Genomic DNA, 17,068 nt, shown 5'->3' with positions numbered 1-17,068 from the left:
TGTACTGGTGGTGAAGGGTGATTGTCATCTGCTTTCAGCGAAACCGTGGGAGGTACTCGAGCTGGGTGGCGATCAAATTGTCTGCCAACGCGGCTGCGGGAGCCGGATCGGCCACCGCACCGTCGGCGAGAATGGCTTCGACCACCATGTTTCGGTCGCCGGTCATGGCTGCCTCGAGGGACAGGTACACGGGCGTCAGCCGGCGCTGCAGGATGGCGGTCAACGCCAACGAGAGGTCGGGCACGGCGATCGGCCGGATACCGCGGGCGGTCGCCACGCCGGGAATCTCCAGCGCGGCGTCGTCGGGGAGTCCGGGCACCGCACCGTTGTTGATCACGTTGCAGGAGAACATCTCCCGTGAATCAGCCAGCACCGATCCGATGATGCCGATGAGCTGCTCCTGCTCGCCGCTGGAGCGCTCGAACGCGTCGTCGTCCAGCGGGACGCTGCCGTCGGCCTGGGCCCGCATGCCCTGGTAACGGTTCTCGCCCCAGTCCAGGATCTCCTGCACCGAGAACGCATCCAGGCCGAGGGTCTTGCCGTAGTACTCGCCGCTGCTCCACCTCTCGGGGAAGAACTCGGTGACGTGGCGGTCCTCCGCCGCCGGGAACGCACCGTAGCGGGCGAAGAGTTCCCAGGAGAACGGGTTCTGCCAGGCGCTGGTGTTCTCGTTCCAGATATCGCCGATCAGCGCCGGATCCATCGGCTGGGCGAGGTCGGCCGCGACCCTGTCCCGTACCCGCGGCCAGGCATCGCGCCCGCGAACCCGGAAGTCGTAGATGAACGTCAGGTGGTTGATCCCCGCGTACAGCGTCGAGGTCTCCGCCAGCGGCTCACCGAGGTAGGCGGCGAGATGCCGCTGCACGTGGTGCATTCCGTGGCAGAGGCCGACCACCCCGGGCAGTCCCGCATAGCGGGCCATGGCCATCACGTTGGCCGTCATCGGATTGCTGTAGTTGAAGAAGAACGCCTCGGGTGCCAACTCCGCGATGTCGAGGGCGATCGCCACCAGGACCGGCGTGGTCCGGAGCAGTCTGGAGATCCCGCCCGGCATCACCGAATCACCGACCGGCTGGAAGATGCCGTGCTCCATGCACACCCGATGATCTGCCTGCCACGCCGGGCGGCCGCCGACCCCGACGCAGGTCACGATGAAGTCGGCGCCCAGCAACGCTTTCCGCCGATCGGTGGTGCCGGTGACGGCGATGTGGCGCTCCGCGCCGCGCGCCGCGACCATCCTGGTGGCGAGGCCCACTGCGGTGGCAAGTGCCGCCGGCGCCACGTCCACCAGCCGGATGTCCCAGTCCCCCAGGTCCTTCGCCGAGATCAGATCGGCCAGCAGCCCTCTGGTGAAGACGGCGCTGCCAGCGCCGATCAGCACCAGGGTGCGTCGCTCCACTTCTTCGCTCACGGTGCAGCTTCCCGATCAGTCGGCGATGCGGTGGATCATGGTGTTGCTGAACAGATACCGGTAGCCGGCCTCGACGACGGCCCGGTCGTGGCGCGGGCTCGATCCCCAGGGCGAACCGTGCAGCCAGACGAAGGCCGGCGCCGATTGCCCCGTGACGGCATCCATCTTCTGCTTGGGTTCGACGATCTCCCGGAAGATGTCCTCGTCGGTGATCACGTCGGCGATGCCGTCGTGGGACGCGGTGTGCGGGTAGACGACATGTCGGGCGGCCAGGTCGGCGACCTCGTCCCAACTCATCGCGATCCGGTCCCCCGCCTTCTCCTCGTCGACCAGCCCGATCCAGTGCGATCTGGCGAAGAGTTCCTGCTCGGCGACGGGGCAGTCGACGAAGCCGGTGCAGACCGCGAACCAGCCGGTGATGTCCAGTTCGTCGCAGAGCGGCCCGGCCACGTCGAAGCTGTTGCGATAGCCCTCGTAGAACACCGGGATGAAACCTGGTTGCTCGGTGCTCCACGTCCCGGTCGCGTAGAACCGGTCCAGCTCGGCGAGTCCGATCGGAGCGAATGCCTCCCGGTAGGCGGCCAGTTCCCGGCGCAACGCCGGCCGGCCGGCCGCCGGGGTGTTGTGGTAGTTGACCAGGCGGACGAAACGCCCCTGCGCCAACAGGTCACGGTGGGCGGAGAAGGTCAACGTGCTCATCTAGGACACACTCCGATCGAAGTCCTCGTACGCGGTCACCGTGAGAACGCTGATCACCACGCCCATGTCGGTGTCCCGCTGCTGGGCGGCGAGAGCGGAGCGATAGTGCTCCATCCGTTCGACAACGGCAGTGCCCCGGTCGATGTCGGTCTGTCCTGGCGCAGGCCGGTCCTGCCCTGGTCGTTCGTCGGCCAGCCCGACGAACATCGGGATGCCCTCCCGGTGCAGGGCACGGTCCTGCGACTCGCGCAGGACGTCCAGTGCCTCGTTCGCGCTCTCCACCGCGGTCGGCCTCTTCTCGTTCCGGGCGCATTCGCGCCCTGTTGCGGATCTATTCTTGTGGTCTGGCAGGCGTCGACGCCCGATCAGCAGGTGACGACCTCGACGCCCTGGGATCGCAGACCTGCCAGTACTTCCGGATCGGCCGCACTGTCGGTGATGACGCAGTCGATCGCCCGCGGCGGGGCCAGTCGGACGGGACCGCGTTGCTCGAACTTGGTGTGATCGGCGAGCACGATGACCGACGCGGCGCACGCCAGCAGCGAGCGGTCGGTGGAAGCCTCCAGCGCATGGGCGCCGTAGAGTCCGCGGTCGGCATCGATGCCGAACGCGCTGTAGAACGCGACATCGACGTGGAACTCCGCCAGGGTGCGCTCGGCGATCGGCCCCAGCAACGACATCTCCTCGTGGCGCAGGATTCCACCGAGGACGACGACGGTGATCTCCCGGTAGCTGCTGAGCAGGTTGGCCACGTTCAACGCATTGGTCAACACGGTCAACCGCTCCTTGCCGGCCAGGAACGGCACCATCGCCTCCGTCGTCGTCCCGCCACTGATCAGCAGCGTCGATCCGTCCACGATGCGGTGGGCCGCCGCCGCCCCGATGCGGCGCTTCTCGTGCTCCTGCGCGATCACCCGACGCGATCGGTCCGGCTCCGTCTGCACGCCGGCCAGGCTCGCGCCGCCGCGAACCCTGGTCAGCAGCCGCCGGCCCGAGAGGTCGGCCAGGTCACGCCGAACCGTCGAGGGGCTGACACCGAGCGCCTGCGCCAGCTCGGCGACATTGCCGGAACCATTGATCCGCAGATGGTGCAGCACCATCTGCTGCCGGTCGAACTCGAGCATCTCAGTACCCCCGTTCCCGGTCCAGGACGTTCGTCATCGGCCTACCGGCCAGGAAACGGGTCAGGTTCTCGGTCACGATGTGTTCGACATGGGCCGCGTAGTCGGCCGCCCGGCCGGCCACGTGCGGGGTGATGAACACTCCCGGCTCGCTCCACCAGAACGACTGGGGTGCAAGCGGTTCGGATTCGAAGACATCGAGCACAGCACCGGCCAGCTGTCCGCGGCGCAACGCCGCCAGCAGGGCGGACTCGTCAACGATCCCACCGCGTGACGCGTTGATCAGCACAGCACCGGACGGAAGCCGCTGGAAACAGGAGGCATCCAACAGGTGGAACGTTTCCGGCGTGCGCGGGACGACGACGACCAGCCAGTCGGTCAACGGCAGCGCGTCGTCCAGCCGGTCGATGCCGGCCACCAGCACCTCGTCGCCCTCCCACCCGATCTCCTGGTGCGGCAGCAACTCCCGCACCGCGAGGGCCGCCGGCCGATCGTTGGTGGCGCGCCCGTCGTACCGGTCGTCGACGGACTTGACGGACCCACTGCGGCTCAGCCCGACCACACGAATGCCGAACGGAGCCGCCAGTCTGGCGACCTCCTGCCCGATGCGCCCATAGCCGACGATGGTCATCGTCGTCCCGCGGATCCTGGCGGGGGTGAACAGTACTGCCGCCAGCCGATTCTGCGGCCAGGATCCAGATCGCCCTGCCTGCACCAGGGCGGGCAGTCGGTGCGCCATGCCGAGCAGGCCGAAGAGCACGTATTCCGCCATCGACACCGGACCGACGCCGCCCAACGTGGTGATGGCGACGTCGGCGTCCCAGATCGGGTGACCACGCAGGTGATCCGCCCCCGAGGTATCGAGCTGGACCCACCGCACCCGTGGCGCCAGCTCCGCTGACGGGATCACGCCGGAGGTGTGGAGGATGTCGATCTGCGCCCACGTCTCCGCCGGGACGTCAGCCACCTCGTCGGCGGTGATCTGCTCCACCTCCAGGCGCGGTGAGAGCGACTGCAGCCGTTGCAGGAACGCGTCGTCGAAGCGCAGGGTGCTCAGGTACCTGACCGGAGCTGCGACCGTCATTTGATACCGGTCCGCGCCAGGCCCTGCACGAAGTAGCGCTGGAAAGAGACGAAGAGGATCACCATCGGCGCGATGGCCACCAGGTTGATGGCCATGATGGCGCCATAGTTGGACGTGTACTGGCCCTTGAGGTCCGTCACGATGCCCAACGGCAGGGTGAAGAGTTCCTGGTTGGAGAACAGGGCGATCAACGGCCACGCCAATGCGTTCCATTCGTTCATGAACGACAGCAGCACCAGCACGGCGATCAGCGGCTTGCACAGCGGCAGCACGATCGACGCGAACGTGCGGAACTGGCCGGCACCGTCCACCCGGGCGGCCTCGACCAATTCGTCGGGAATGGCCAGGAAGAACTGTCGCGCCAGGAAGATGCCGAAGACGGCTGCGCTCTCGGGCAGGATGACGGACCAGATGTTGCCGTAGAGACCGAGGTTGATGGAGAGCGTGAACTGCGGCACCATGATCGCCTGTACCGGGATCATCATGGTGGACAACAGGATCAGAAACAGAGCGTTGCGCCCGCGAAACGGAATCTTGGCGAACGCATAGCCGGCCAACAGGTTCACCACCACGGTGATCGCGGTGGTGAACAGGGTGATGACGGTCGAGTTCTTGAACCACGTCCAGATGGGGAAGTCGGCGAACGGCGTCCGGAAGTTGTCAAGGGTGAAGTGCAGGGGCCATAGGTGCAGGCCCGGCGCGTAGAGGTCCTCGCGGGTGGAGAACGCCGTCACCATCATCCAGTAGATCGGGAAGAACATGATGAGGGTGATGACCATGGCCAGGACCAGCCGCAGGACGAAGAACCTGCCGCGAGCATGTGCGAGCTGGGTGGGCATCAGCCCACCTGGTCCCGCGACTTGTTCGCCCGCCACTGCACAACGGTGATCACCAGGGTGATCAGGAAGATCACCACGCCGATGGTCGCGGCATACCCCAGCTGGCCGGAACCGTGCTCGCCGAAACCGGTCTGGTAGGCGTACGTGACCAACATGGTGGTGGAATATCCCGGCCCGCCGGCCGTCATGGCGAAGACCGTGTCGAAGATCTGGAACGAGTAGATCAGGTTCATGATCAGCAGGAAGAAGGTCGACGGGCCGAGCAGCGGGAAGGTCACCCGCCGGAACTTCTGCCAGCCGGTCGCCCCGTCGATGGAAGCCGCTTCGAGCACGTCCTGCCCCACACCCTGCAAACCGGCCAGATAGATCAGCATGTCGAATCCGACGCGCTGCCAGAGCGTCATCAGGATGACCGAGAACATCGCCCAACCGCCGTCTGACTGCCAGTTCGGACCGTCGATGCCGAAGGTCGCCAGCAGATTGTTGATGAACCCGTTGTACTGGTCGAACATCCACGATCCGAGGACCCCGGTGGCCACCCCGGAGATCACCAACGGCAGGAAGATGATCGAGCGATACAGCGTCCGTCCGGGAAGCAGCCCGTTCAGCAGATAGGCGATGCCCAACCCGAGTGCCATGCCGACCGGGACGGTGCAGATGGTGAAGACGGCCGTGTTCCAGAGCGCCTCCCAGAAGACCGGGTCGACGACGAGATCGAGATAGTTGTTGACGCCCAGAAACTCCGGCGTGCCGAGCGACTCCCGCTTCTGGAAGCTGATGATGATCGCCAGCACCAGCGGCAGCAGCAGGAAGACGCCCGACAGGATGAGGTTCGGCGCGAGGAACGTCCAGCCGGCGAGCGTTCCGCCGCGCCGCCTCCGGACCGGTGGTCGGCCGGGCTGCAGCAGTTGGGCGCCCGCGCCGCCGTCGGCGACCGGGACAGCCATCCGGGAGCTTGTCACGCCGCCGCCCTCTACGAGCCCAGCGCGGAGGTGACTCCGGACGCGATGGCGGAAATGGTGTCCGCACTTGACTTTCCGTGGAAAGCCAGTTCCAGCTGGTCCTGCAGCACCGTGTTGATCGAGGCGAAGGAGCCGACGGTGGATTCCTTCACGATGGTGTCCGAAATCGTGGAGGCCTGCTCTGCGCAGATCTTGACCACGTCGGGACGATAGGCGTATTTCAGGTCCGCACTGGCCAGCGACTTGAGCGTCGGCAGCTCGATGGCCTGCTCGCAGAAGTACTTCATGATGTCCTCGCTGACCAGGAATTTGAGGAAGGCCGCCGCCAGCTCCGGGTTCTTGGTGTCCTTGCGGGCCACGATGGCGTTGCCGCCGAGATCGGAGGCGGCGGCCTTGTGCTGCGGCATGTAAGTCGCGCCCCACTCGCCCTTGTAGCCCGACTTCGGGTCGGCGAGTTCGGGAACCAGGAAGTCGCCGATGAACGACATCGGAACGATCTGCGAGAGGAAGAAATTGTCCGAGTACTGGCTCGTCTTGATGGTCGCGCTGTCCGGCGTCCATTTGTTGGTGAAGAAGCTCTTCGTGTAGTCCATCGCCTCGGTGGCGGCGGCGGACGGGAGGGCGACCTTCTTCAGGTCGGGGGTGAGCAGCGTGCCGCCGGCCTGGTAGAGCCAGGACAGCCAGCGGAACGCACCGGCCTGGGTCCAGTCGTAGGCGAACGGAAACTTCTTGTCCGGCAGCGAGGCCCGCAGTTTCGTGGCCACCGCCGAGAACTCCTCCCACGACCAGGCGCTGGCCAGGGTGGTCGGTACGGAAGTGATGCCCGCGGTCTCGAAGGCGGCCTTGCTGTAGACGATGCAGGTGGTGTCCGTCTGGTGCGGAACGCCGTAGGGGACGCCGTCGTACTTGATGCCTTCCCAGAGCGCGGGCAGGAAGGCGTCGATCTCGGCGGCGTCGAAATACGGGCTGACATCCAGCAGCACGCCCTTGCCGCTGTACTTGCCGATGGTCGTGTAGTCCACCCGGAAGATGTCCGGTGCATTCCCGGCCTGGATGCCGCGATCGATGCCGGCGAAGAAGCCGTCGTAGGGGACGATCTTCAGATTGATGGTGGTACCGGGGTTGGCCGACTCGAACATCTTCTTCGCATGGTTGAAACCGGCTGTCTCACCGGTACTTCCACCCCAGAAGGAGAAGCTGATGTCGCCCTTGACGGCGACCGCGCTCGACGGCGCGGAGCTGGACGGCGTCACACCCGACCCGCTCGCGGCGGTGGTGGAAGGCGCCGCGGTCGTCGAGGACCCGGCTGCGCCAACCGCGGCCGAGGACGAACTGGTCGTGGAATCGGCGGAATTGGAATGGACGGAGGAACAGGCGGCCAGGCCCATCATCGTCGCGGCGCCGAGGGAGCCGGTCAGAAAATTGCGGCGGTTCAAGTCCATGAGGTCTCCTGCACGGAACGAAGTTGTGGGCCCGACGTGAAGTGAGCGAACCACTTCGGTCGCAACCAGTCAAGAGTGAGCACAGAGTTGATCGATTGGAAACAATCGTGATCAGTTCTGATTGACCGAGGGTGACCGTCGGCCCACGCTCGTGACCGTCGCGGCCCCGATCGCCATCACCGTGGCTGCCCATGGCGCCCTCGGGGTCGACGTGGCGCTGTGCGGACCGACCCGCACGCTGTTGTCCGCCAGAGCATGGAGTCCTGAATGAGCATCACACCGCAGACGGCCACCGAACGAGAGCTGTTCAGCCAGCCCGACATCTGGTTGCGGGTGATCTCCGAATCTGCCGCGCACGCGGTGATCCTGCCCAAAGCCGGCGTTCCGGTGCTGTTCGTCGGGTGTGGCACGTCGTACTACATCGGTGAGTCCTACGCCCGCCTGCGCAACGCCGCGGGCCTCGGCCGGACCCGAGCAGTGATCGCGTCCGAGATCCCGTACGTCGACGAGGGCGAGACCGTCGTGGTGCTGTCCCGGTCGGGGACCACCGGGGATGTCAACCGGGTGGCCCGTGAACTGGGCGCCGGGCACCGGATCGTCGGCATCATCGGCGACCCGGAGACACCCCTTCCGCAGCTCTGCGACGAGTACATCCTGCTGGACTACGCCGACGAGGTGTCCGTGGTCCAGACCCGTTTCGCCACCTCGGCTCTGACCGCCCTCCGCGCCTCGCTGGGCCAAAATCTCTCGGGGCTGGTCGAGGATGCGAGGACAGCGCTGGCCGATCCCGTACCCGAACCGCTGCCCGACCACGTCGTCTTCCTCGGTCACGGCTGGACCGTGGGTGTCGCCCAGGAAGCCGCGCTGAAATGTCGGGAGGCCGCCGGCATGTGGACGGAGGCCTACGCGGTCATGGAGTACCAGCACGGTCCGATCGCAGCTGCCGGACCGGGATCGCTGATCTGGTCGTTCGATCCTCTACCCGATTTCGTGGCCGAGGCCGTGCTGGGAACCGGTGCGGCCCTGCACGTCCCGACCGTCGACCCGCAGGCCCAACTCGCCACGGTGCACCGGCTGGCGGTCGCACTGGCGGGCCGGGCCGGACGCGACCCCGATCATCCGCACTTCCTGTCCCGTTCCGTGCAGCTGGACTGACCCCCCCGACGCCACGGGTTCTCCCGTCCGATCCGCGATGACGGATGCACCGGCCGACCTGATTCTGGTCGGCGGCACCGTCACCACCGGCGCCGGACCTGCCCAGCCGTTGCGGGTGGCGATCCGGGACGGCGGGACCGCCTGGCTGTCGAATCTCGATTCCCTCGGCGAGTCGGTCGGTCCCGGCTGGGACCTCGCCGCCTTCGACGAGCGGCTCCGGCACTTCGGCATGGCTGGCATCCCGGTGGCGGTCCACAGCATCGGCGACGCAGCCACCCGTCATGTCCTCGACGCTCTTGCGGCACTACCGGCGGGCCGGTCACGGTATCGGTTGGAACCGCTCGAGACGGTGCCGGACGACCTGGTCGCGCGCTTCGCCCCGCAGGGCGTGGCAGCGTCGATGCAGCCCAGCCACGCCACCGGGTACACGGACGCCGACGGCTCGGACAATTGGTCGCGTCGACTGGGTTTCGAGCGGGTGTCCGAAGGCTGGCGGTGTGCGGACCTGGCCCGCGCCGGCGCGGTGCTGGTGCTCGGATCCGATTGGCCGGTGGCCGATTTTCGATCCACGGGTGACGCTGGCGGCCGGCGTCTGACGATCTCGGGTGGACGGGTGCGTTTCCGGTCCGCCGGACGGGCCGGGCAAGGTCAGGGCTGTTGGTCGCCGTAGGCCGTGACGGACAGGAACCGCACCGGCAGCGTAGGCAACGCGACGGGACCGTGCGCACCCTCCCCGTCGAACTGGAGCGCATCACCCGGCCCGAGCGGGTAGCTCCCTTCGCCGTGGCCGTAGACCATCTCACCCTCCAGCAGGTAGATGAGCTCCGTCCCCGGGTGCTGGAACAACGGGAACACCTCGCTGGCCTCGGTCAGCGTGACCACCACCGCCTCCATCCGCTGGTGCGGTCCACGCAACGGCCCGAGCAGTTCGTAGAGGTGGCCGTGGCGGGAGCCCCGCCGGATGATCCGGGCCCCGTGGCCGGCCGGGATGAAGACGGCCTCCCGCTCGGCATCCACCCCGCGGAACAGCGCCGTCACCGGGACGTCCAGCCCGGCGGCCAGCCGCGACAGGGTGGTGAGACTGCAGGAGGTCTGGGCGTTCTCGATCTTGGAGAGCATCGCCTTCGACACGCCGACCCTGGTGGCCATCTCGGCCACCGACACCCCGGCCGCCTGACGGTAGGCGCGCACCTGGTTCGCGATGGCCCGTTCCAGATCACCCTCCCCCGGACCGGGTGCGGTCGGGTCGATCTCGCGATCGACGTGGCCGGTGCCAACCAGTTCCGGGTCGAGGTCGCCGTCGAGCCCTTCGACGCTCTTCCGGGATGTCATCGTCGATGTGCCGCCTGCGCGAACCGGGGTTCCGGATCCGCGGTGCCGGTGACCAGGTCCGTGACCAGCTCGCCGATCAGCGGGGCGAATTTGGCGCCATGGCCGGAACACGGGGAGCACACCACCACCGGGCCGACCCGGTCCAACACAAAATCCTCGTTCTCGGTGTTGGTGTAGAGGCAGCTGGCCTCGGCGAACGGTTCGGCCACCAGACCCGGCATCCACTCCCGTACATAGTCGACGATCCGCTGCCGCGCTCCGGGATCGACGATGCCGGTGCGGGTTCCAGCGGTGGTGTCGTATCCGCCGGGGTCGTGTTCGGCGACCTTGCGTGCTCCGCCAGGCCCACCGTCCCGCCCACCGGCCAGGCTGTAGGTGGAGATGGTGGCGCCCTTGTGCACGCTGGTCGGCCACTCCTCGATCCCGGCCGACCGGGCGAAGTGGAATATCTGCTGCTGGCTGACCCGCAGCGGCGGCAGGGTCAGCGACAGCCCACTCACCGCGCGCCCCAGGTCGCCGAGCCAGGCACCCGCGGCCAGCACCACCCGGCCCGCCCGGACGCTGCCGCTGGAGGTCTCGACGACGGCGGTGTCGCCCTCCACGCTGATCGAGAGCGCCGCGGTGTTGGCGAAGATCCGGGCTCCACCGGCCGCTGCGACGTCGAGGGCCGTGCGCACCGCGAGATCCGCGTCCACGGTGCCGGCCTGCGGGTGGAAGAGCACCTCTTTCTCGAAGCGCATTCCGGGCCAACGGCTTTCGGCCTCGGCGCCGGGCAGGACCTGGTGTTCGACGCCTTGGGCCGTCAACGCCTCGACGATGGCCCGCAGGTCGCGGATGCCGCCGTGATCGAGACCCCCCGTCATGGTGAGAAGTCTGGTCCCAGAATTGTTCTCGAGTTCATTCCACAGCTCGAAGGCCCGCCCGGTCAGCCGGACGTAGAACTCGTCGGGGTAGGCCCGACGGACGATGCGGGCACTCCCGTGCGAGCTGCCCCGGTCGTGGCCGACGGCAAACTGTTCCAGCGCCAGCACTGTCAGTCCGCGGCGGGTGGCGGCCCACGCCGTCATCGAACCCATCAGGCCGGCACCGATCACCACCAGGTCGACCTCGGCGGGCAGGTCAATGCCTGCGGCAGGCTCTGACAGGCTCACAGCTGCTGCCCCGGTATCCAGGACGTACCGACCAGCGGTATGCGGGTGATCGCCGCCGATTCGATGGTGAGCGCCGCGAGGTCCTCCGGCTCGAGGTGGTGAAGGTGCGCCTTGCCGCAGGCCCGCGCGATGATCTGCGCTTCCATGGTCAGCACCCGTAGATAGTTGGCGAGTCGGTGGCCGGCCTTCACCGGGTCGAGGCGGCGGGCGAGATCCTCGTCCTGGGTGGTGATCCCGGCCGGGTCGCGGCCCTCCTGCCAGTCGTCGTAGTAGCCGGCGGCAGACCCGATGCTGCGGTATTCCTCGTCCAGCGATGGGTGGTTGTCACCGAGCGCGATCAGCGCAGCGGTGCCGATGGACACGGCGTCGGCCCCGAGGGCCATGCACTTCGCGACGTCGGCGCCGTTGCGGATGCCACCCGAGACGATCAGCTGCACCTTGCGGTGCATGCCCATCTCCTGCAGCGCGCGCACCGCCTCGCCGATCGCGGCGAGCGTCGGGATCCCGACGTGTTCGATGAAAACCTCCTGCGTGGCAGCGGTTCCACCCTGCATGCCGTCCACCACCACGACATCCGCACCGGCCTTCACCGCGAGCTTGACGTCGTAGTAGGTGCGGGTGGCACCGACCTTGACGTAGATCGGCTTCTCCCAATCGGTGATCTCGCGCAGCTCGGCGATCTTGATGGTGAGGTCGTCAGGGCCGGTCCAGTCGGGATGACGGCAGGCGCTCCGTTGGTCGACGCCCATCGGCAGCGTTCGCATCCCGGCCACCCGGTCGGAGATCTTCTGTCCGAGCAGCATGCCACCGCCGCCGGGCTTGGCGCCCTGGCCGAGCACGACCTCGATGGCATCCGCCTTGCGGAGGTGGTCAGGATTCATCCCGTAGCGGGACGGGAGGTACTGGTAGACCAGGCTCTTCGACTCGCCGCGTTCCTCGTCCGTCATGCCGCCGTCACCGGTGGTGGTCGAGGTGCCGACCTCGCTGGCGCCACGGCCGAGAGCCTCCTTCGCCTGCGCGGAGAGCGCGCCGAAACTCATCCCGGCGATGGTCACCGGGATGTCCAGGTGCAGCGGCTTCGAGGCGAACCGGTCCCCCAGCACCACATCCGTGTCGCACCGCTCCCGATAGCCCTCCAGTGGATAGCGGGACATGCTGGCGCCCAGGAACAACAGATCGTCGAAGTGTGGCAGTCGCCGCTTCGCCCCGCCGCCGCGGATGTCGTAGATCCCCGTCTCGGCGGCGCGCTGGATGGCGTGGATGGTGGCCCGGTCGAACGTCGCCGACTCGCGAAGTCCCTGTGCTGCCATGTCTTGCGTCATCGTGGTCAGCTCCTAGTAGGCCGAGGCGTTGTCGACGTGGAAGTGGTAGAGCTTGCGCGCCGAGCCGTAGCGCCGGAAGCCGGCCGGGTCGTCGGCGCGGCCCGCATCGGCCAGCAGCTGGGTGAGTTCGGCCAGATGCTCGGCCTTCATCGGCTTCTCGATGCAATCGGCACCGAGCGACCGAACGCGCCCCTGGACGTAGATGCGGGCTTCGTAGAGGGAATCGCCGAGCGCATCCCCCGCATCACCGCAGACCACCAGGCGACCGGCCTGGCCCATGAACGCGCTCATGTGGCCGACGTCGCCCCCGACCACGATGTCGACGCCCTTCATCGAGATGCCGCACCGGGCAGCGGCATCACCGTCGATCACCAGCAGCCCGCCGTGCGCAGTGGCACCCGCCGACTGGGAAGCGTTACCGTGCACGTGCACCCGCCCTGACATCATGTTCTCGGCCAGCCCGACGCCGGCGTTCCCGTTCACGACGACATCGGCCAACTGGTTCATGCCAGCGCAGTAGTAGCCGACGTGACCGTCGATCTCGACGGTGAGCTTCTCGGCGAGCCCGACCGCGATGTTGTGCCTGCCCATCGACCCGATGATCCGCCACCGGCTGCCCACGGCCGCCTCCCGGTGCAGGCGCCGGTTCAGCTCCCGCACCGATTCGGCGGTGAGATCGATGGTGGTGAAGGGAGTGTCGGTCAGCGTTCCCATACGTACACCTGCTCCGGTTCCGGTTCGAAGATGCGGGCATCGGCTACCCCCGGCAGTCCGGCCAGGTAGCGGTATTCGGACGCCATGGCCACCCAGTCCGCGGTCTCGGCGATGACCGCCGGTTTGCAGGCGATCGCGTCGCGGACCACTGCGAAGGAGTCGCCGGTGGTCACCAGCAACGTGTAGAAGCCGTCGAACCGCTCGCAGAGCAGCCGGAGGGATTTCTCCAGATCGGCCCCGCCGGCAAGTTGGGCGGCCAGGAACCGGGCCCCGACCTCGGAGTCGTTCTCGCTGTCGAACACGATGCCGTCCGCGCGGAGCTCGCGGCGGATGGTGGCGTGGTTGGCGAAGGAACCGTTGTGCACCAGGCACTGGTCCGGCCCGACCGAGAACGGGTGCGAGCCGGATGACGTCACCGCCGACTCGGTGGCCATCCTGGTGTGCGCGACCCCCTGCCACCCGGAGGCACTGGGCAGGGAGAAGGTGGCGGCCAGGTCGTCAGGATGGCCGGTGCCCTTGAGGACGGCGAGCTGGGTGCCTCGTCCGCTGATGATCAGGTCGGGAAGCGCTGCCCTCACGGCGGTCTCGAGTTCGGCTGCACTGTTGGCGGCGCTGATCACCGTGGTCTGACCGGCTTCCAGCAGCCGAACCCCCGTGAGCCCTCTGGCCTCCAGCAGCCGGGTCACCTCCTCGAGCGGAGCCGCGAGATCCAGTACTGACACGGTCGTGGTGCCCGCTGGCGTCAGCCGCGGATCCCCGTACAGGCCGATCCCGGCGGCGTCGGTTCCACGTTCCGCGGCTTCGCAGAGCATGCCGCTCAACAGTTCTCCGAGTTGCGGGTAGAGCGCCGGGTTCCGCAGGTGGAGACCGGAGATTCCGCACATGAGGTGTTCCTCTCGAGACTGATGATGCACCGATCGTATCACTACGAGAGACATCGTTTCCTGGTAGTGGACCGTCCCGACGGCCGTCAGACCAGGTACCGGTCGACCTCCCACTGACTGACCGCGCTGTGCCAGTCGTAGAACTCCGCGCGCTTGAGCTCGGCGTAGTAGGCGGAGACACCGGCGGCCGGGTCGACGACATCCATCACCGCCCGCATCACCGGGTCGGACTCGAATTCGTGTACGGCATCGAGCAGGGTGCGCGGCAACGACGCACCCGCCTCGGCCACGCCAGGCGCACCGGGATCAAGTTCCCTTGCTACGCCGTCCATCCCGGCGGCCAGTGCCCCGGCGGCGGCGAGATAGGGGTTGGCCGCACCGTCTGCTCCGCGGAACTCGACGCGATGGCCGTCCGGAACGCGGACCAGATGCGTGCGGTCGTTTCCTCCGTACGAGGCGAACCGCGGCGCCCAGGTCGCGCCCGAGGCAGTGGTGGTCGCCCCGGTCCGCTTGTAGGAGTTGACGGTCGGGTTCGCCAGCGCGTGCAGGGCCGGAGCGTGCTGCAGCAGGCCCGCGATGAACTGGTAGGCGACCGGATCCAGACCAAGCCCGTACTCGTCCGCCGAGCTCTGCGGAAAGAGCTCCAGCCCATTGCGCCACAGCGAGAGATGCAGGTGCAGACCACTTCCCGTGCGATCGGTGAACGGCTTGGGCATGAAGCTGGCGACCATGCCCCGCTGGTCGGCCATCATCTGCAGCAGGTATCGCAGGGTGATGACGCGATCGGCGGTCGTCAGGGCGTCCGAGTAGGCGAAGTTCTGCTCGAACTGGCCGTTCCCGTCCTCGTGGTCGCTGGCGTACGGCGCCCAGCCGAGGCCGTTCATCGCGTCGCTCACCGCCGTCAGGTGGTCGTACATCCTGGTGAGACCACGGCTGTCGTAACAGGGTTGGCCCGCGTTGTCCTGTTCGTCAGCGGTGTGCAGTACCCCATCCGCGCCCCGGCGCAGCAGGAAGTATTCGACCTCGGCGCCGGCCACCAGGTCGAAACCCTCGGAGGACGCATCGGCCAGCGCCTTCTTCAGGATGACCCTGGGCGCAAAGGCGTAGGGAGCTCCGTTGACGTGGGGGTCGCAATGCACCATCGCCAGCCCGGGGCGGAGGAAGTCCAGCGGGGTGTAGGAATCGAGATCGGGCATGGCGATGATGTCGGGATCCCGGGGCTGCTGACCCATTGCCCCGGCAGCGAACCCGGCGAATCCGGCACCCGAGGACTGCAGTTCGTCCGCGGCCTCCACCGGCATCAACTTGGAGCAGGGCTTGCCGGTCAGGGTGGTGAAGGTGGCGAGGATGAAGCGGACGCCGTCGGCTCTGGCCCGCTCGGCCAGCGACACCGTCGTTCCCGCCGCAACTGCCCCGTCCGCACCGCTCGATGCCTGGCCGCCCTTGCCCACCGGATCCTCCATGTGTCTCCTGGGAGAGTTGCTTGTCTCCTGTCAGTAGACGACGGTTCCGGGACGGGCATGTTTCCCGGGTGTCACGGTTTCGCTTCGCCTCTCCCTGGAACAGCCGCCGGAATTGGCTTGTGGTCCACCGCTAGCGTGGGGGCCGTGACGATGCCGAACCGTGAGCTTCCGGGCCGGCTTGTCCTCCGGACGGCCACACCGGCTGATCTGCCCAGGATTGCGGACCTGCTGGTCCAGCGGGGTGACAGCGCCGACGCGCGCGACCTCGAACTGATGGTGACCGACCCGGACTCGGGTTGGGACCTGTGCGCAGTGGTGGTCGACGGTGACGAGGTGGTCTCGACGGCGTCGCTGATGGACGAGCAGATCAGGATCGGCGGAGTCACGCTGCCCGCGGGACAGGTGGAGCTGGTGGCCACCAGGATCGGGTACGAGGGTCGTGGCCTCGTGCGCGAGCTGATGCAACGGATGCACCAGTTATCGACCGCCCGCGGACACCTGCTGCAGGTGATGATCGGCATCCCGTACTTCTACCGACTCTTCGGATACGAGTACGCGATCACCATCCCGAAGGCCCGCGCCGTGATCGGCGATCCACCGGAATCATGGGGCGACAGCATCTTTCGGCCGGCCACGGCGGCGGATCTGACCGCGTTGGAGGAACTGCAGGAACAGGCGCAGCGCTCCTTCGACGTGACGGTCGCCCATTCGCCGGCGCGCCGCCGTTGGCTGCTGTCCCACGATTCCAGCATCACCTACGTCCTGGAACGGCATCGACGTGCGGTCGGCACTGCCCGCGTGCAGACGCAAGATTCAGCGGTGCTGTTGGCGGAGGGTGCCGCGGTTGACGAAGAGGCTGCGGACGCCCTCCTGGCCGAGGTCTGCCGGATCCGTCCAGGGGTACCGGTGACGGTGGTCGACCGGATCGGCACCGTTGCGTCGACGGCATGGGCAACCCGGCTGGATGAACCGGACCGGGGCGCCACCCAGTACTACGTGCGGATCGCAGATCCCGGTCCGCTGCTCGATGCCCTGCGGCCCTTGCTGTTCCGCCGGTTGACCGGATCGGAAGTGCCGATCGACGGGGTAGTGATCTCGACCTTCGGCCGGCACTACCGGATGGCGGTGGAGTCGGACGGTCTGGGGGCGGTCCGCGCTGGTGGAGCGATGCAGGCTCCCTGTTCGGCCGGCGGCGCCGGTGTCGCTCCCGACCAACTGGGAGCGTTGCTGTTCGGACCACTCGGCATGGCCGGGTTGACGACGACCCGACCCGACGTCTATCCGGGCCCGCATCGCGAGCTGTTCGAAGCCCTCTTTCCGCCCCTCACCGCCGATCTCCTGACGTTCTACCTGCCGTACTGACGCAGCCATCAAGTCGAGCGCCGACCCCCTGCGCAGTCCACCCGACCAGCGGTGCCGCGAGGGGCTCATGTGACACGTGAGCTCAAAGCCCGTGACTCCAAGTGATCGCGGTCCCCCGCATTGTCAC

General features: G+C 67.5%; 17 protein-coding genes. 3 read left to right on the top strand and 14 right to left on the bottom strand.

From position 1 onward, the window contains the following. Window positions 1-34: 34 nt before the first annotated feature. From ABIB25_RS05430 to ABIB25_RS05395, 8 genes are all read right to left on the bottom strand, one after another. Complete coding sequence (locus ABIB25_RS05430) at window positions 35-1,411, bottom strand: family 4 glycosyl hydrolase (protein WP_354527393.1); 1,377 nt, start codon at window positions 1,409-1,411, stop codon at window positions 35-37. 15 nt (window positions 1,412-1,426) lie between these two features. Next, on the bottom strand, window positions 1,427-2,110 hold the full coding sequence (locus ABIB25_RS05425; RefSeq protein ID WP_354527392.1) for a polysaccharide deacetylase family protein: 684 nt from the start codon (window positions 2,108-2,110) through the stop codon (window positions 1,427-1,429). After that, complete coding sequence (locus ABIB25_RS05420) at window positions 2,111-2,392, bottom strand: hypothetical protein (RefSeq protein ID WP_354527391.1); 282 nt, start codon at window positions 2,390-2,392, stop codon at window positions 2,111-2,113. Between the two features lie 83 nt (window positions 2,393-2,475). Beyond that, the gene (locus ABIB25_RS05415; RefSeq protein WP_354527390.1) at window positions 2,476-3,234 is read right to left on the bottom strand and encodes a DeoR/GlpR family DNA-binding transcription regulator; all 759 of its coding nucleotides are present in this window, start codon (window positions 3,232-3,234) and stop codon (window positions 2,476-2,478) included. Between the two features lies 1 nt (window position 3,235). Next, window positions 3,236-4,315 (bottom strand): D-2-hydroxyacid dehydrogenase, encoded by a 1,080-nt coding sequence (locus tag ABIB25_RS05410; protein ID WP_354527389.1) that lies wholly within the window; start codon window positions 4,313-4,315, stop codon window positions 3,236-3,238. Continuing rightward, window positions 4,312-5,154 (bottom strand): carbohydrate ABC transporter permease, encoded by an 843-nt coding sequence (locus ABIB25_RS05405; protein ID WP_354527388.1) that lies wholly within the window; start codon window positions 5,152-5,154, stop codon window positions 4,312-4,314. The genes ABIB25_RS05410 and ABIB25_RS05405 overlap by 4 nt, the downstream gene beginning before the upstream one ends. Beyond that, a complete protein-coding gene (locus ABIB25_RS05400; protein ID WP_354527387.1) occupies window positions 5,154-6,116 on the bottom strand; it encodes a carbohydrate ABC transporter permease in 963 nt (320 codons plus the stop codon). Before ABIB25_RS05400 ends, ABIB25_RS05405 begins: the two co-directional genes overlap by 1 nt. A gap of 11 nt (window positions 6,117-6,127) precedes the next feature. Next, the gene (locus ABIB25_RS05395) at window positions 6,128-7,558 is read right to left on the bottom strand and encodes an ABC transporter substrate-binding protein (RefSeq protein ID WP_354527386.1); all 1,431 of its coding nucleotides are present in this window, start codon (window positions 7,556-7,558) and stop codon (window positions 6,128-6,130) included. A gap of 267 nt (window positions 7,559-7,825) precedes the next feature. Here ABIB25_RS05395 and ABIB25_RS05390 point away from each other — a divergent pair, with 267 nt between their 5' ends. Both ABIB25_RS05390 and ABIB25_RS05385 read left to right on the top strand, forming a co-directional pair. Continuing rightward, complete coding sequence (locus tag ABIB25_RS05390) at window positions 7,826-8,713, top strand: SIS domain-containing protein (RefSeq protein ID WP_354527385.1); 888 nt, start codon at window positions 7,826-7,828, stop codon at window positions 8,711-8,713. A 37-nt stretch (window positions 8,714-8,750) separates the two neighbouring features. Next, a complete protein-coding gene (locus tag ABIB25_RS05385; RefSeq protein ID WP_354527384.1) occupies window positions 8,751-9,383 on the top strand; it encodes an amidohydrolase family protein in 633 nt (210 codons plus the stop codon). Here ABIB25_RS05385 and ABIB25_RS05380 read toward each other — a convergent pair. The 6 genes from ABIB25_RS05380 to glnT form a co-directional block, all read right to left on the bottom strand. Beyond that, window positions 9,362-10,045, bottom strand: coding sequence for a helix-turn-helix domain-containing protein (locus ABIB25_RS05380; RefSeq protein WP_354527383.1), 684 nt, complete (start codon window positions 10,043-10,045; stop codon window positions 9,362-9,364). The two genes, ABIB25_RS05385 and ABIB25_RS05380, sit on opposite strands and share 22 nt — an antisense overlap. Next, window positions 10,042-11,196, bottom strand: a complete 1,155-nt coding sequence (locus tag ABIB25_RS05375; RefSeq protein WP_354527382.1) for an FAD-dependent oxidoreductase — start codon at window positions 11,194-11,196, stop codon at window positions 10,042-10,044. Before ABIB25_RS05375 ends, ABIB25_RS05380 begins: the two co-directional genes overlap by 4 nt. Continuing rightward, window positions 11,193-12,518 carry an FMN-binding glutamate synthase family protein gene (locus ABIB25_RS05370; RefSeq protein WP_354527381.1) on the bottom strand — a complete coding sequence of 442 codons (1,326 nt, stop codon included), beginning with the start codon at window positions 12,516-12,518 and terminating at the stop codon, window positions 11,193-11,195. The genes ABIB25_RS05375 and ABIB25_RS05370 overlap by 4 nt, the downstream gene beginning before the upstream one ends. A gap of 12 nt (window positions 12,519-12,530) precedes the next feature. After that, entirely contained in the window at window positions 12,531-13,232 is a 702-nt protein-coding gene (locus tag ABIB25_RS05365; protein ID WP_354527380.1) for a GltB/FmdC/FwdC-like GXGXG domain-containing protein, read from the bottom strand. Then, window positions 13,220-14,116: a class II glutamine amidotransferase domain-containing protein gene (locus ABIB25_RS05360; RefSeq protein ID WP_354527379.1), complete on the bottom strand. Its 897-nt coding sequence runs from the start codon at window positions 14,114-14,116 to the stop codon at window positions 13,220-13,222. Before ABIB25_RS05360 ends, ABIB25_RS05365 begins: the two co-directional genes overlap by 13 nt. 86 nt (window positions 14,117-14,202) lie before the next feature. Then, window positions 14,203-15,579 carry a type III glutamate--ammonia ligase gene (glnT, locus tag ABIB25_RS05355; protein ID WP_354527378.1) on the bottom strand — a complete coding sequence of 459 codons (1,377 nt, stop codon included), beginning with the start codon at window positions 15,577-15,579 and terminating at the stop codon, window positions 14,203-14,205. A 150-nt stretch (window positions 15,580-15,729) separates the two neighbouring features. Here glnT and ABIB25_RS05350 point away from each other — a divergent pair, with 150 nt between their 5' ends. Continuing rightward, window positions 15,730-16,941, top strand: a complete 1,212-nt coding sequence (locus tag ABIB25_RS05350; protein ID WP_354527556.1) for a GNAT family N-acetyltransferase — start codon at window positions 15,730-15,732, stop codon at window positions 16,939-16,941. The last annotated feature ends 127 nt before the right edge of the window (window positions 16,942-17,068 follow it).

Source organism: Nakamurella sp. UYEF19, assembly GCF_040546275.1.
Taxonomy (GTDB): domain Bacteria; phylum Actinomycetota; class Actinomycetes; order Mycobacteriales; family Nakamurellaceae; genus Nakamurella.
The sequence above is the reverse complement of the archived record's forward strand: the minus strand, read 5'-3'. Positions and strand labels throughout refer to the sequence as shown.

Excerpts from the sequence above, each read along its gene's own strand:
- ABIB25_RS05405 (WP_354527388.1), bottom strand. The coding sequence starts at position 5,154 with ATGCCCACCCAGCTCGCACATGCTCGCGGCAGGTTCTTCGTCCTGCGG.
- ABIB25_RS05360 (WP_354527379.1), bottom strand. The coding sequence starts at position 14,116 with ATGTGCGGAATCTCCGGTCTCCACCTGCGGAACCCGGCGCTCTACCCG.
- ABIB25_RS05425 (WP_354527392.1), bottom strand. The coding sequence starts at position 2,110 with ATGAGCACGTTGACCTTCTCCGCCCACCGTGACCTGTTGGCGCAGGGG.
- ABIB25_RS05415 (WP_354527390.1), bottom strand. The coding sequence starts at position 3,234 with ATGCTCGAGTTCGACCGGCAGCAGATGGTGCTGCACCATCTGCGGATC.
- ABIB25_RS05395 (WP_354527386.1), bottom strand. The coding sequence starts at position 7,558 with ATGGACTTGAACCGCCGCAATTTTCTGACCGGCTCCCTCGGCGCCGCG.
- ABIB25_RS05365 (WP_354527380.1), bottom strand. The coding sequence starts at position 13,232 with ATGGGAACGCTGACCGACACTCCCTTCACCACCATCGATCTCACCGCC.
- ABIB25_RS05370 (WP_354527381.1), bottom strand. The coding sequence starts at position 12,518 with ATGACGCAAGACATGGCAGCACAGGGACTTCGCGAGTCGGCGACGTTC.
- ABIB25_RS05410 (WP_354527389.1), bottom strand. The coding sequence starts at position 4,315 with ATGACGGTCGCAGCTCCGGTCAGGTACCTGAGCACCCTGCGCTTCGAC.
- ABIB25_RS05350 (WP_354527556.1), top strand. The coding sequence starts at position 15,730 with ATGCCGAACCGTGAGCTTCCGGGCCGGCTTGTCCTCCGGACGGCCACA.
- ABIB25_RS05390 (WP_354527385.1), top strand. The coding sequence starts at position 7,826 with ATGAGCATCACACCGCAGACGGCCACCGAACGAGAGCTGTTCAGCCAG.
- ABIB25_RS05385 (WP_354527384.1), top strand. The coding sequence starts at position 8,751 with ATGACGGATGCACCGGCCGACCTGATTCTGGTCGGCGGCACCGTCACC.
- ABIB25_RS05380 (WP_354527383.1), bottom strand. The coding sequence starts at position 10,045 with ATGACATCCCGGAAGAGCGTCGAAGGGCTCGACGGCGACCTCGACCCG.
- glnT (WP_354527378.1), bottom strand. The coding sequence starts at position 15,579 with ATGGAGGATCCGGTGGGCAAGGGCGGCCAGGCATCGAGCGGTGCGGAC.